Here is a 13965-nt window from a genome sequence, read left to right on the forward strand (position 1 = left end):
TTACTGCTTTAGGGTTGCCTTAATAATTTTTGAACCATTAGTAAGTTTTTGCACTACATCCATATCATCTGTCTTACCAAAAACAGTATGAACTCCATCAAGATGAGGCTGTGGTTCATAAACTATAAAAAACTGGCTACCACCAGTATCCTTTCCTGCATGAGCCATAGAAAGGGATCCTTTTAGATGTTTATTGGAATTAATTTCACATTTAATATTATATCCAGGCCCTCCTGTTCCAGGCATACCAGATGCTCCATTACGAGTATTTGGACATCCACCTTGAGCCATAAATCCAGGAATAACTCTATGAAATGCTAGTCCATCATAAAACCCATCACTAATCAAGCTGGTGAAGTTTTTAACTGTATTAGGTGCATCGTCAGAGAAAAATTCGATATTAATTTCCCCAACTTCTGTTTCAAATAATGCAGTTGCCATGTTTTATTTGTTAAATAATTTATTGATAGTTTAATAGTTAAAGTAACTTTTCAAGGTTTTCCTTAATGGTATTTAAATCAATATTTTTATTGTTTTTCTTGTCTTCATCCCAATCCTCAACTTCTAGGTTTTTCTGAGGTGGTGAAATTAGTAACCTATCTTCTGCTGTTTTAGGAACGAAATTTTTTTCTACTAATTTGCATTCATAATCCAATTTGATGCAGAAATCTCTTATTTCCTCTATGTCGATCATTTCAACTGTAGGGAGAGGAAAATCTTGAGCTTCTAGAAGACCACAGTATCTTGTTGCATCATCTTTGTCTTCAAACATAAGGACTATTGTTCTCCCTTTAAGTTCTATTGAATGAATTCCCTCCTTATCTGTTCCTGAATTATATAAAAGAACAAATATATTCATAAGCATCGATATTTTCTATTTATATATTATTTGATTAAGAATCAGAAAGTGATAGTTCTTGTAATCTTGTATATAAAGCAATTTCTTCATCATTAATATCAGCAGGTATAACTACCAAGATTTCAACATATTGATCACCTACGTTATCTTCAAATGTTAAACCCCTTCCTTTCAAACGTAACATTCTTCCAGTGGATGATTTTGGAGGTACTTGAAGGGTGACATTACCATCAAGGGTAGGGACCTCTACTGCACACCCTAGAAGAGCATCATGAGGAAATAACTCTAATTTATAAAGAACTCGTAAACCATCTATTCTGAGACCATTTTCGGTTTGTACTTTTAACTGTAGATAGTGATCTTTTCCTCCTCTTGCAATATTTTCAAGTCTTAATCTCCATCCATCTCCAGCGAAAGGAGGTGTATCAACTTCTACTACAGTTTCATCTTCAAGTTCTATTAAAATTGAAGCTCCATTTAAGGCCTCATCGGGAGTTAATTCAATTATTGTTTCAATATCTTGGTCGAGTTTAACTGGAGGAGGCTCTTCTGGTGATGTTGTAGGGTATTCATAGTTATTAAATTCATCATTATCTAAATTTATGGATTCATCCTCAAATGATTCATTATTGTAGTCGTCGTCTTTCCTTGCGGTATATTCATATCCAAATAATGAATCAAGATAATCTTGAAAATCAGGAAAACCTGTCTTGAAATTAGTATTTTGGTAATCTTCCTGATTACTTTCATCTGACCTATTGTTTCTATTAATGGGATCTCTAAGGGATTCGTATGCTTCATTAATTAATTTAAATCTTTCTTCTGCATTGAGATCATTTTTATTTATATCTGGATGCCATTTTCTTGCTTCTCTTCGAAAGGCCTTTTTAAGTTCTTTATCATCGAAATCAGGGGATAGACCCAAAATCGACAAATAGTCTTTTTTAGAGGAAATAGTCATTGTCCCATGGATCATCGTCCCTAGAATTACCATACCTCGAATTTCTATAATTTCTATTCATTTGATTATCCCAAGGATCATCATCCCAATAGTCATCTGAAAACAATTCATCCTTTAATGATCCAAATGTATTTTTAATACTCTGTAACGGATTATTATCACTTTTCCTTTCTGCTGCAAATTTTCTGTTTAAACCAAATAATGCTTCTTGAAGAGCACTTACTGAAATTTCTAATTCTTGAGGATCTTCATCATTTATATATTCTTCAACATCTTGAATGGCTAATTCAACTGCTCTTTGTTGTCTTTCAGCTCCATAGGGGCCAAATTCTAGAGAAGCATCCCTAAGCCTTCTCTCAGCTTGGGCAATAAGAGTTAAAGCACTATTTTTTCTATCAATGACAGATCTTATCTTTCTATCTTCATTTGCTTTTGATTTAGCTTCTTCAATTATAGATTTAATTTCTTGTTCATTTAAATTAGAACCTCCAGAAATTGAAACTGTTTGCTTTCTTCCAGTTGTTCTATCAGTTGCGCTAACTTCTAAAAGACCATTAGCATCAATATCGAAAGCTACCTGGACTTGCGGTATACCTCTAGGAGCTGGAGGTATTCCTGATAATCTAAATTTACCAAGTGATTTATTTTCAGAGGCTATAGGCCTTTCACCCTGCCTCACCTGAACAACAACCGAGGATTGATTAGCTTCTGAAGTACTAAAAACATCAGATTGTCTTACTGGTATAGGTGTATTACGAGGAATTAGTACCTTCATAAGACCGCCAATAGTTTCTAAACCTAAAGAAAGAGGTGTAACATCATTTAAGAGCAAATCTTGTAAATCACCACTAATTATTCCTGACTGTATCGCAGCGCCAATTGCAACTACTTCATCTGGATTAACGGATTGACAGGGATCATTAGGAACAAGAGTCTTAACTAATTGTTGAACCATTGGAATTCTGGTGCTGCCTCCGACAAGAACTACCTCATCTATATCTTCTGCGTTCCATCCGGAGTCATCTAATGCTACTTGCACGGGCTCTAATAATCTGTCTAAAAGATCTTGAGATAATGATTCAAATGTTTTTCTATCTAAGGTTTCCTCAATGTGTAATGGCCCCTCTTTACTTGTGGTAATAAAAGGTAAAGATATTTTTGTTTTTTGCAATCCTGATAATTCACATTTAGCTTTTTCTGCAGCTTCAGTTAATCTCTGTAAAGCTTGCCTATCTCTTCTTAGATCAATTTCATATTTAACAAGAAATTTTTCGGCGAGCCAATCTACTATTTTTGAGTCAAAATTATTTCCTCCTAGTTGGGTATCTCCACATGTGGCTTTAACATCAAATACACCATTAGAAATTTTTAATAATGAAACATCAAATGTTCCTCCCCCTAAATCAAAAACTAAAACATTATTAGATGAACTTTTTTCAAATCCATAAGCAAGAGCAGCTGCAGTAGGCTCGTTTAGAATTCTATCAACTTTTATACCAGCCAATATTGCAGAATCCTTTGTAGCTTGCCTTTGAGATTCATTGAAATAAGCAGGGACTGTAATAACGGCAGACTCTACAGTATCTCCAAGATATGTTTCAGCATCATTTATTAATTTTCTTATTAATGAGCTGACTAACTCTTCTGGAGCATACTCTCTTTCTGTATTCGGACTTAGAACCCTAATACTTCCACTGTTATTTGCTTTTACATTATAAGGAACAGAAATACTATTATCATCTAATTCATCCCAGTCACTACCTATAAATCTTTTTAAGTTATAAAAAGTATTCTTTGGGTTTAATACAAGTTGTCTTCTTGCTTGGTCTCCTATTACTATTTCTTTGTCTTTTGTAAATCCAACTATTGAAGGTGTAGTTCTAGAACCTTCAGAATTTGCAATAACAATTGGACGACCAGCTTCTATAACTCCGACAACAGAGTTAGTAGTACCTAAATCAATTCCAACTATTTGCCCCATGATTTTAGATCGCTAAATTAAAGCAAAATTTACTAAAAAGTTAATTAATTTTTATCTTAGATATTTACATATAATAGTAAAAATCTAATATTTTCAACTTAATTTAAATAAATAAGATTATTTATAACTTGTCAAAAGAAATACTATCAATTTTAAAAAACCCCTAAAGACAGAATTGTTGATGAAATTAGCCTAAGTAAACTAATATAAACGGAGAGAGAGGGATTCGAACCCTCGATAAAGTTGCCCCTATACAGCATTTCCAGTGCTGCGCCTTCAACCACTCGGCCACCTCTCCCAAGGTAACTATTTTAACCCTTTATTAACCCATTTTTGAGGAAAGTTAATTGAAAAAGACTTTCACGGTCACGATTAAAAATAAGGAAACCGGAAAGGTCTACCAAGAGCAGGTTAATAGTGATGAATATATACTTAAGGAATTTGAAAAAAAAGGATTAAAACTTGCATTTTCATGTAGAAATGGTTGCTGTACAAGTTGTGCAGTTAAATTAATATCTGGTACTTTGCAACAACCTGAAGCAATGGGTGTATCTCAAGCCTTAAAAGATAAAGGTTATGCTTTGCTATGCGTCGCTAAAGCCACCTCAGATCTCGAGGTGGAAACAACCTACGAAGATGAAGTTTATGATTTACAATTTGGACAATATTTTGGTAGGGGAAATACAAGAGTTGCTCCACCTTGGGAATTTGAGGAGGATTAATTTTCATGTTTGAATTAAGTGAAATAGAGGAACTTTCAATTCAAGTAAACTTATCCAGTTTGTACGAAATAGCAAAGAATTCTGCTCAAATTGGTAATGAAATTTTAAAAGTTAATTACAATAAAATTCAGAAAATTTCATCAAAGGGTAGGAAAGGTGATCTAGTTACCAATGTGGATTTGGAAGTTGAAAATAAAATAAAAGAATATTTATTAGAAGAGACACCAAACATATCTATAAATGCAGAGGAATCTGGTAAATTAACCAAATCATCTGATTTAACATGGTGCATAGACCCATTAGACGGTACAACAAATTATTCCCATGGATATCCTTTTTTTGGGACTTCTATTGGTCTTGTATATAAAAATAAGCCAATTATAGGGGCTATATCAGTACCTTATTTAAATGAACTATATTCAGCGTGTATAGGTTTAGGCTCATTCTGCAATGATAGTGAACTTAAAGTATCGAATCCCTCTAATCTTTCTGATAGTCTTCTTGTAACAGGTTTTTCTTATGACAGATTTGAGACAGATGATAATAATTATGCTGAATTTTGTTATTTAACACATAAAACTAGAGGTGTTAGAAGAGGAGGTGCAGCTGCAGTTGATCTTGCATTTGTTGCGGCAGGTAAGGTGGATGGATACTGGGAAAGAGGATTAGAAGTATGGGACCTGGCGGCCGGTGCTATTATTGTTAAAGAGGCTGGTGGTATTATTTCTGATTATCCATCAGGCGAATTTAATTTAAGTTCAGGAAGAATTTTAGCTTGTTCTCCCAGCCTTGAGAATGAATTAAAAAATGAACTAGATAAAGTCTCTCCATTCAAAAAAAATCTCTATACCTAAAATTAGTTAAATATTAAAATGACAGATATAACGGAAATTAAATTAGTCGATGTAAAAAATAATTCAAACATCATAGATAATTTAAATAGTATTTATAAACTATGGGGATATGAAGAGGTTTCACCCTCATTTATAAATACTTTAGAGACGATAAAAGGCCGTGGGATTATTGACGAAAATCAGGTTGTAGGAATAGTAAGTAATAATTCATTATGTCTTAGGCCAGAAATGACAACCTCAATTGTTAAATTGTCATCTACCAGATTAATAAATAAGAAAAGACCAATAAGATTATTCACTAATGGAATGGTCTTTGACAAAAAACTAACTAATAAAAATTCATTTAAGTTACAAGAAAAATTGCAGAGTGGAATTGAATTAATTGGATATGATACAAAATGCCCAGAAATTGAAGTTATTAATATTTTGTTTGATGCAATCGATAATATTAATTTGCAGGATGGTTGTAGTTTATATCTACTAGTTAGTACGACAAAAATAATGGACTTGATAATGAACAAATATAAGAATAATAATTTTGAAGAAATTAAGAAAAGTCTGGTTAATTTTGATCAAGATAATATATCTAAATTAGGAATAGATGAAGATGATAAATATATTCTTAAAGATCTTTTATTTACACGAGGAGAACCAATTTCGATATTAAAAAAATTAAAAACTATATATGGCACCAGTAAAACTTTAGACGACTTAAATTTTTTATTTGAAACATTATCAAAAATATCAAATAAATATGGTGTTAAATTACAGCTTGATCCCACTTTTCAACCTCACCTGAATTTATATGAAGGGATAGTTTTTCAACTAATAGGGGATAATGGTAAAAATAAAAGTGTCATTGCAAAAGGGGGAAGGTATGATGAGTTAGTAAGATCATTTAGTCCTAATGAGAAAATATTTAATGGGATTGGATTTACAATTTCAATAGACATTTTAAGAAATTTAATTAATGAAGAAAAGACTGATAAAAAAAGGGTTTTAGTGATGTTTAAAGATTCTTATCTTTTAGAAAAAAGTATGAATGAACAAAAAGTGCAACAGAAAAAAGGAAATATTGCTGTCTTACATTTAAATCCATGTGATGACTTGAATAAAGCGAATCAAATTATGATAGAAAATAATTGTAGCGAGATTTTGTGGGTTAAATAAACCCATTCAAAAATTTATTTAACTTTAAAATTGACATATTGTTCGGACAATACTCCTAATTAAACTTGATTAACTAGTTTTTACGAAATAGGATTTGTATGTTTGATTTTTTTTTAAATGGAAAAAGGCGAAATTCGTATTAATACCGAAAATATTTTCCCAATTATCAAGAAGGCAGTATATTCTGACCATGAAATCTTTTTAAGAGAACTTGTTAGCAATGGTGTTGATGCAATAAGTAAACGAAGAATGGCTTCTATGGCTGGTGATTGTAAAGATGCTGAAGAAGCTCAAGTAAAAATATCTATTGATCGTGAAAAAAATACATTAACAATTTCCGATAATGGAATTGGAATGAATGATGAAGAAATTAAGAAGTACATAAATCAAGTAGCATTTTCTAGCGCAGAAGAATTTCTGACAAAATACAAAAAAGATAATGATGAATTCATAGGTCATTTTGGACTAGGTTTTTATTCAAGTTTCATGGTGGCAGATAGAGTGGATATATTGACTAAGTCGGCAATTGGGGAATCAAAAGCTTTCAAATGGTCTTGTGATGGATCGCCAAATTTCACGTTGGAGGAATCAGAAAGAGAAACAATTGGTACAGATGTTGTTCTTCACCTACTTGAAGAAGAAAAAGAGTTTATAGAGCCTGAAAGGATTAAATCACTAATAAAAAAATATTGTGATTTTATGCCAATAGATGTCTTATTAGAAGGAGAGACAATTAATAAGAAAAATCCCCCTTGGAGAAAACAACCTAGTGAATTAAAAGATGAAGATTATATTGAGTTATATAAATACCTTTATCCATTCCAGGGAGATCCACTGTTATGGATTCATCTAAATACAGATTACCCATATGACATACAAGGAATATTGTATTTCCCAAAATTGTCAGGTAGAGCTGATTGGGAAAAAGGAGAAATAAAACTTTTTTGCAATCAGGTATTCGTAAGCGATTCAATTAAAGAGATAGTACCAAAATACCTTTTACCTCTAAGAGGAGTTATTGACTCTACAGATATACCCCTAAACGTTAGTAGAAGTGCATTACAAACAGATAGAAAAGTAAGGTCCATATCATCATTTATTTCAAAAAAAATCGCTAATAAACTTAAGGATTTGATAAAGAATTCTCCAGAATTTTATGCAGAAATTTGGGATTCAATCTCTGCTTTTATTAAAATTGGTGCTATCGAAGACGAAAAATTTGCTGATTTAGTTAATAACAGCATAATTTTCGAAACAATAATAAATTCAGAGTTAGACGTAACTAAAGATATTAAAAACAAATCTCTCATCAAGTCCAATGATAAATATTTCACCACTCTCGCAAATTACAAAGAGCGAAATAAATTAACTGATTCTAAAAAAATAATTTACTGTTCAGATTTGATTGCACAATCTAGTGCATTAAATATCTGTTTATCTGATAATAAAGAAGTTATTAAATCAGATCCCTTAATTGATGCACAATTTCTTCCATGGTTGGAAAGTAAAAATGAAGATTATCAATTCCAAAGAGTAGATTCAGAAATAAATGAACTAGAAGATAAAGAATCTAATGAAATTGTTGATAAGGATGGCAAATCAAATACAGATAATCTTAGAGATACGATAGTTAAGGCCCTTAACAATGAGAAAGTAACAGTTAAAGTTCAGTCACTTTCAAGTAAAGATGCTCCACCAGCGATGATCTTACTTCCAGAACAAATGAGAAGAATTAATGATATGGGAGCTTACATGGAACAAAAGATGCCTGGCTTACCTGAATATCATGTGCTCTTAATTAACAAAGAACATCCTCTTATTGTTGGTCTTAATAAAATTACAGGCAACAAAATAATTATTGATAAAAAAGATCCTATTGAAAATCCACTGGCATCTAAAATTGCTAATCATGTTTACGATATGGCTAAGCTTTCCGTGGGTGGATTAGATCAAGAACAGATAATTAATTTGCAAAATAATAATGCCGAATTAATTTCAGAATTACTTAATTCAACAAATTGAGTCATGTGTTAAAATTTTTAAAGATATAACTCAATAAATATGTCAAGAGTTTGCGAACTTACTGGTGCAAAAGCTAATAACGGAATGGCAGTGAGTCACTCACATATTCGTACAAAAAAATTGCAGCAAGTTAATCTCCAAAAAAGGAGACTATGGTGGGAAGAGGGAAAAAAATGGGTAAATATAAAAATAAGTACCAAATCCCTAAAGTCTATACAAAAAGTAGGTTTAGATAAATTTGCTAAATCAAATGGAGTTGATTTAAAGAAATTCTAAATTTGATGAGAAATTTAGTTGTAAGTATATTAATTCCGTCTATTCTCTTAATTAATTGTAATTCAGCTTTCTCTTTTGATTTTGCTCCTGAAGTTGGAGATATGGCGCCCAACTTTCAGTTAGAAGGGTTTAATAAAAACATAAAAACAAAAACAACTTGGGAATTAAGTGATTTTCAAGGTAAATGGCTTGTTATGTATTTTTACCCTAAAGATTTTACAGCAGGCTGCACGCTCGAAGCTAAAGGTTTTTCAGAATTAAAAAAAGATTTTTCAAAAAATAATGCCGAAATTGTTGGCATTAGTGCCGATAATCAAGATTCTCATGAAAGTTTCTGCAGCGAGAAGTCCATAAACTATACTTTATTATCTGATCCTGATGGAATTATTAGTGATAAATATGGTTCCTGGATTCCTCCATTCTCAGATAGAAATACTTTTTTGATTTCTCCAGAAGGGGAAATTTCTTATAGATGGATTAGTGTTTTACCTATAAATCATGCTAAAGAAGTTCTCAACGTTTTAATGAAAAAAATATAAAATTTTGCACGAATTATCATTTGGAACTTGGTTAATACATATCTCATCAGTAATAGAATGGATTGTTGCCATATTTGTCATAAAAAAAATTTCTGCATATAAAAAATATAATTTATTTTTTTGGTTAAGCCTTGCTATGGTCCCAAACTTAATAGGTGCTATGTGTGCGATCACTTGGCATATCTATGACAACCAGGAAAATCTTTACGGTCTAGTATCACTTCAAGGAATATTTACACTTATAGGAAATTCAACATTAGCCTTAGCAGCAATAAAGATTTTTAGAGGTAAAGAGACTTATGAATGATTTATTTTTAAAATTTATAGAAAAATTAGGTTCAATAGATAACACATTTTTGTTCGCGGTATCAATAATTCCTTATTCAATATTTTTGTTCTACTTATATAAAATAAAATCTATTAATAATTTTGTAAAAACAGGATTTTCCTTAACTGTTTTATTCGTATTGATAACTATATTGGTATCTATCTTCACACTAAATTACTATAATAAGACCCTTGTTGAGGTTGACTTTCTGCATGGTTTAGCAGAATCCTTCCTAACTTTAAGTGATTTTGTTATTTTGTTTGGATTTATAAGGTTGTTAAATAGTTTAGAAGTAAACAACTCTTAAGACCTTTTACAATTTTGTGTTTTTTAGGTAAAAGTATTAGAGAATATATGAAAATAACGATTTTTTATGTTTACTACATTATTTGCAGCTGCAGATCCAGCAACTTTTTCTTGGTCTCCAAAGTGTGCCGTCGTAATGATTGCATGTAATGTTTTTGCTTATGCAATTGCCAGAGCAACTATAAGAAAACCAAATGAAGGTTTTGAAATACCTAACTCAAAATTCTATGGTGGTTTAAGTCACGCATCAGTTGTAGGTGCTAATTGCCTAGGTCATATTTTCGGAATTGGTGCAATCTTAGGATTAGCATCACGCGGTGTATTATAAAAATTTATTTATTAAATTTTTAATTATTTAACTTAAATTTCTTAACAATTTTATCTGCCATCTGATCAGGCTTAAGTCCTAATTTTTCTTTACTCTGGTCAGGTGAAGCATGATCAACTAAAACATCGGGTATACCTATCCTGTATACAGGAATGTTTACTTCATTATCGTTAAGTAATTCAACTATTGCAGAACCAAATCCTCCAATTAAGGTTCCTTCTTCCATAGTTACCACTTTTTGAATCCTCTGTGCTAAAGGCATAATAAGATTTTTATCTAGAGGTTTCACAAATCTTGCATTAACAATACATGCATTAATGTTCATATTTTTTAGGATCTTTGCAGTTTCAATAGCTGACTCAACCATTGATCCATAAGCAATAATTAAAATATCTTCTCCTTCTTCAAGTATTTCAGCTTCGCCTATATTCAAAGGCTCCCAACCCTCATCCATTACGGCAACTCCTAATCCAGAACCTCTTGGTATTCTTAGAGCAGTAGGACCATTATGGTTAATTGAAGTTATTAACATTCTCTGTAATTCAGACTCATCTTTTGGTGCCATCAATACAAAATTAGGGATAGATCTCATATAGCTTATATCGTACTGACCTTGATGAGTAGGACCGTCAGCCCCAACTATCCCAGCTCTATCAAGTACAAATGATACAGGTAAATTTTGTATCCCTACATCATGAATTAATTGGTCGAAAGCACGTTGCAGAAAAGTACTATAAATAGCTACAACAGGTTTAAGACCATCGCAAGACATTCCTGCCGCAAGAGTAACTGCATGTTGTTCTGCTATTCCAACATCGATGTATTGATCAGGGATATTTTTTTGCAATATATCTAAACCAGTACCTGTAGCCATTGCAGCTGTAATACCAACGACTTTGCTATCTTGCTCACATATTTTTAATAAGGTTTGACCAAATATTTTACTATAACTAACAGGTTTAGGTTTCTTTGATGGAATAGATTTCCCCGTTGTAAGATCAAATGCAGACTGTGCATGATATCCAACCTGATCGGCTTCTGCATATGGGTAACCCTTCCCTTTTGTTGTGACAACATGAACAAGTACAGGTCTTTTAAGTTTATGGGCAGCGTTAAAGGTCTTAACTAAATTACCAATATCATGACCATCAATTGGACCCATATATGTAAATCCAAGTTCTTCAAAAACAGCTCCAACCTTAGGCACAGATAGTCGTCTAACGCTTCCTTTAATATTTTTTAGTTCTTCTGGGATATCCTTACCAATTAAGGGAATATTTTTTACACTTTCTTGAACACTATCGGACAAAAATTGCAATGGTGGACTTACCCTTACTTTATTTAAGTAAGATGAAAGGGCTCCAACCGGAGGTGAAATAGACATGTCATTATCGTTCAATACTACGACTAAAGGGGTATTTGGTAAGTGACCTGCATGATTTATAGCTTCTAATGCCATTCCTCCAGTTAGTGCTCCATCTCCAATAACAGCGACACATTTATAGTTTTCTCCTTTTCTATCTCTTGCTATTGCCATTCCTAGTGCTGCTGAAATAGATGTACTTGCATGTCCAGCACCAAAATGATCAAATTTACTTTCACTTCTTTTTAGATATCCAGCGACTCCATTTTGTTGTCTTAGAGAATCAAATTGACTGAAACGTCCTGTAATTAATTTATGAGGGTAACCTTGATGGCCTACATCCCAAACAACTTTGTCAAAATCAAGGTCAAGAGTTTGATATAAAGCCAATGTCAACTCAACTACACCTAATCCAGGACCAAGATGTCCTCCACTAGTAGATACTACCTGAAGATGTCTTTCTCTAATTTGACAAGCAATTTCCTCTAATTGTGAAACTGTTAAGCCATGAAGTTGATTTGGATGACTTAACTCACTTAAAAGCATTTAATAAAAATTGGTATCTATATAATCTAAAACGCCGAGGTGCAAAATGAGTATTTTTTTTGAAATAGATCATGTAATGTTTTATTAGATTAATAATTAATGCTAAAAATATATATATGAATGATTATTTTGAAAAAATACTTCAAGCTGAAGTCTATGAAGTTGCAAAAAAAACACCACTTGAGAAAGCTTATAATTTAAGTAATACGCTTAATAATGAAGTTTTTCTAAAAAGAGAAGATCTTCAGGATGTATTTTCATTCAAAATAAGAGGTGCATATAACAAAATGAGCAAGCTCACTAATTCACAGCTTGCTCAGGGAGTAATTACTTCTAGTGCTGGTAATCATGCTCAAGGGGTTGCACTTAGTGCCCTTAAGTTAAATTGCCAAGCAACTATATTAATGCCCATTACCACACCTCTAGTAAAAGTTAATGCAGTAAAAAATTTAAAAGCAAAAGTTATATTATATGGCGATAACTATGATGAAACATACAAAGAGGCAATAAGGATAAGCCAAGAAAGAAATTTATGCTTTATTCATCCCTTTGATGATCCAGAAGTAATAGCAGGACAAGGAACTATAGCTATAGAACTTGAACAGCAGCTTAAGGAAAAACCTTATGCAATTTATATTGCTGTAGGTGGTGGTGGATTGATTTCAGGAATTTCTTTGTATATTAAAAAAATATGGCCTGAAGTAAAAATAATTGGCGTAGAACCAGAAGATGCTGACGCTATGACAAAATCCTTGGAAGAAGAAAAAATTGTGGAATTACCCTCTGTTGGTCAATTTGCAGATGGGGTTGCGGTTAAAAAGATTGGTAAAAATACTTTTAATATTGGTAGAAAATATATAGATAAGATGATTAGGGTTAATACTGACGAAATATGTGCTGCTATAAAAGATGTTTTTGAGGATACAAGATCAATACTAGAGCCCGCAGGTGCCTTATCAATAGCAGGAATGAAAAAAGATATTTTTAATTCGAACCATTCAAATAGAAAAATGGTTGCGATTGCATGTGGTGCAAATATGAATTTTGAGAGGCTTAGATTTGTAGCAGAAAGAGCAGAATTAGGAGAATGTAAAGAAGTAATGATGGCTGTTGAAATTCCTGAACGTGCTGGTAGTCTAATTGATTTTTGTAAGTTACTTGATAATAGAAATTTAACTGAATTTAGCTACAGGATGTCGAATTCTAAGAATGCACAGATTTTTGTAGGAGTTCAAGTCTATGGGTTAAATGATAAAAAAAATCTATTAAATGTATTTAGAAATTCTGAGTACTCATTTATTGACATAAGTGATGATGAATTATCTAAAAATCATCTCAGACATATGGTAGGTGGAAGATTACCAAAGGATTTTAAAGAAATGGATTATAGAAACTTTGTAGAACTTTTATACAGATTTGAGTTTCCTGAAAGGCCAGGCGCATTAATAAACTTCTTAAATAATATGAAATCTAATTGGTCTATAAGCGTATTTCACTACAGGAATTATGGAGCTGATGTAGGAAAAATTGTTATTGGAGTTTTGATTGATAAAAATGATATTTTAGAGTGGAATAATTTTGTAAGAATTTTAGGCTATAAATTCTGGGATGAAACTCAAAACGATACATATAGACTTTTCCTTGGTGCATCAGATTAAATTTAAGGTAAATTAGGAAAGATTTCGGTAATTAAAATCAATCAATCTGATC

Annotated in this window: 15 protein-coding genes and 1 tRNA gene; 10 read left to right on the plus strand and 6 right to left on the minus strand. The window is 32.0% G+C overall.

What is annotated here, in order from left to right:
- The 5 genes from JJ842_00605 to JJ842_00625 all read right to left on the minus strand — a co-directional run bounded on the left by JJ842_00605 (position 1) and on the right by JJ842_00625 (position 4099).
- Positions 1-441, minus strand: coding sequence for a peptidylprolyl isomerase (locus JJ842_00605; protein ID MBO6970412.1), 441 nt, complete (start codon positions 439-441; stop codon positions 1-3).
- Positions 442-478: 37 nt separating this feature from the next.
- Entirely contained in the window at positions 479-859 is a 381-nt protein-coding gene (locus JJ842_00610) for a DUF3110 domain-containing protein (protein ID MBO6970413.1), read from the minus strand.
- Positions 860-893: 34 nt separating this feature from the next.
- A complete protein-coding gene (locus JJ842_00615) occupies positions 894-1853 on the minus strand; it encodes a DnaJ domain-containing protein (GenBank protein ID MBO6970414.1) in 960 nt (319 codons plus the stop codon).
- Positions 1804-3801 carry a molecular chaperone DnaK gene (dnaK, locus tag JJ842_00620; GenBank protein MBO6970415.1) on the minus strand — a complete coding sequence of 666 codons (1998 nt, stop codon included), beginning with the start codon at positions 3799-3801 and terminating at the stop codon, positions 1804-1806. Before dnaK ends, JJ842_00615 begins: the two co-directional genes overlap by 50 nt.
- A gap of 211 nt (positions 3802-4012) precedes the next feature.
- Positions 4013-4099, minus strand: a tRNA-Ser gene (locus tag JJ842_00625).
- A 49-nt stretch (positions 4100-4148) separates the two neighbouring features.
- Between JJ842_00625 and JJ842_00630 the strand changes: the two genes are divergently transcribed.
- From JJ842_00630 to psaK, 9 genes are all read left to right on the plus strand, one after another.
- Positions 4149-4523 carry a 2Fe-2S iron-sulfur cluster binding domain-containing protein gene (locus tag JJ842_00630; GenBank protein ID MBO6970416.1) on the plus strand — a complete coding sequence of 125 codons (375 nt, stop codon included), beginning with the start codon at positions 4149-4151 and terminating at the stop codon, positions 4521-4523.
- A 5-nt stretch (positions 4524-4528) separates the two neighbouring features.
- Positions 4529-5377, plus strand: a complete 849-nt coding sequence (locus tag JJ842_00635) for an inositol monophosphatase (protein ID MBO6970417.1) — start codon at positions 4529-4531, stop codon at positions 5375-5377.
- Positions 5378-5395: 18 nt separating this feature from the next.
- Positions 5396-6547, plus strand: a complete 1152-nt coding sequence (locus tag JJ842_00640; GenBank protein ID MBO6970418.1) for an ATP phosphoribosyltransferase regulatory subunit — start codon at positions 5396-5398, stop codon at positions 6545-6547.
- Between the two features lie 117 nt (positions 6548-6664).
- Positions 6665-8569 carry a molecular chaperone HtpG gene (gene htpG / locus JJ842_00645; GenBank protein MBO6970419.1) on the plus strand — a complete coding sequence of 635 codons (1905 nt, stop codon included), beginning with the start codon at positions 6665-6667 and terminating at the stop codon, positions 8567-8569.
- Positions 8570-8608: 39 nt separating this feature from the next.
- A complete protein-coding gene (locus JJ842_00650; protein ID MBO6970420.1) occupies positions 8609-8845 on the plus strand; it encodes a 50S ribosomal protein L28 in 237 nt (78 codons plus the stop codon).
- 5 nt (positions 8846-8850) lie between these two features.
- Positions 8851-9384 (plus strand): peroxiredoxin, encoded by a 534-nt coding sequence (locus JJ842_00655; protein MBO6970421.1) that lies wholly within the window; start codon positions 8851-8853, stop codon positions 9382-9384.
- Between the two features lie 4 nt (positions 9385-9388).
- Positions 9389-9691 carry a DUF2499 domain-containing protein gene (locus JJ842_00660; GenBank protein ID MBO6970422.1) on the plus strand — a complete coding sequence of 101 codons (303 nt, stop codon included), beginning with the start codon at positions 9389-9391 and terminating at the stop codon, positions 9689-9691.
- Positions 9684-10019 (plus strand): DUF3593 domain-containing protein, encoded by a 336-nt coding sequence (locus tag JJ842_00665; GenBank protein MBO6970423.1) that lies wholly within the window; start codon positions 9684-9686, stop codon positions 10017-10019. The genes JJ842_00660 and JJ842_00665 overlap by 8 nt, the downstream gene beginning before the upstream one ends.
- 66 nt (positions 10020-10085) lie before the next feature.
- Complete coding sequence (gene psaK / locus JJ842_00670) at positions 10086-10346, plus strand: photosystem I reaction center subunit PsaK (GenBank protein ID MBO6970424.1); 261 nt, start codon at positions 10086-10088, stop codon at positions 10344-10346.
- A gap of 19 nt (positions 10347-10365) precedes the next feature.
- On the opposite strand, the gene JJ842_00675 is transcribed toward psaK, so the two are convergent.
- On the minus strand, positions 10366-12255 hold the full coding sequence (locus JJ842_00675) for a 1-deoxy-D-xylulose-5-phosphate synthase (protein MBO6970425.1): 1890 nt from the start codon (positions 12253-12255) through the stop codon (positions 10366-10368).
- 116 nt (positions 12256-12371) lie between these two features.
- Here JJ842_00675 and ilvA point away from each other — a divergent pair, with 116 nt between their 5' ends.
- Positions 12372-13913, plus strand: a complete 1542-nt coding sequence (gene ilvA / locus JJ842_00680) for a threonine ammonia-lyase, biosynthetic (protein ID MBO6970426.1) — start codon at positions 12372-12374, stop codon at positions 13911-13913.
- The last annotated feature ends 52 nt before the right edge of the window (positions 13914-13965 follow it).

The organism is Prochlorococcus marinus CUG1433 (genome assembly GCA_017644425.1).
Taxonomy (GTDB): Bacteria; Cyanobacteriota; Cyanobacteriia; order PCC-6307; family Cyanobiaceae; genus Prochlorococcus_A; species Prochlorococcus_A marinus_U.

Bases quoted from the DNA above. Each gene is read 5' to 3' on its own strand.
- JJ842_00605 (MBO6970412.1), bottom strand. From the start codon at position 441: ATGGCAACTGCATTATTTGAAACAGAAGTTGGGGAAATTAATATCGAA.
- JJ842_00610 (MBO6970413.1), bottom strand. From the start codon at position 859: ATGAATATATTTGTTCTTTTATATAATTCAGGAACAGATAAGGAGGGA.
- JJ842_00615 (MBO6970414.1), bottom strand. From the start codon at position 1,853: ATGGTAATTCTAGGGACGATGATCCATGGGACAATGACTATTTCCTCT.
- dnaK (MBO6970415.1), bottom strand. From the start codon at position 3,801: ATGGGGCAAATAGTTGGAATTGATTTAGGTACTACTAACTCTGTTGTC.
- JJ842_00635 (MBO6970417.1), top strand. From the start codon at position 4,529: ATGTTTGAATTAAGTGAAATAGAGGAACTTTCAATTCAAGTAAACTTA.
- JJ842_00640 (MBO6970418.1), top strand. From the start codon at position 5,396: ATGACAGATATAACGGAAATTAAATTAGTCGATGTAAAAAATAATTCA.
- htpG (MBO6970419.1), top strand. From the start codon at position 6,665: ATGGAAAAAGGCGAAATTCGTATTAATACCGAAAATATTTTCCCAATT.
- JJ842_00650 (MBO6970420.1), top strand. From the start codon at position 8,609: ATGTCAAGAGTTTGCGAACTTACTGGTGCAAAAGCTAATAACGGAATG.
- JJ842_00655 (MBO6970421.1), top strand. From the start codon at position 8,851: ATGAGAAATTTAGTTGTAAGTATATTAATTCCGTCTATTCTCTTAATT.
- JJ842_00665 (MBO6970423.1), top strand. From the start codon at position 9,684: ATGAATGATTTATTTTTAAAATTTATAGAAAAATTAGGTTCAATAGAT.
- psaK (MBO6970424.1), top strand. From the start codon at position 10,086: ATGTTTACTACATTATTTGCAGCTGCAGATCCAGCAACTTTTTCTTGG.
- JJ842_00675 (MBO6970425.1), bottom strand. From the start codon at position 12,255: ATGCTTTTAAGTGAGTTAAGTCATCCAAATCAACTTCATGGCTTAACA.
- ilvA (MBO6970426.1), top strand. From the start codon at position 12,372: ATGAATGATTATTTTGAAAAAATACTTCAAGCTGAAGTCTATGAAGTT.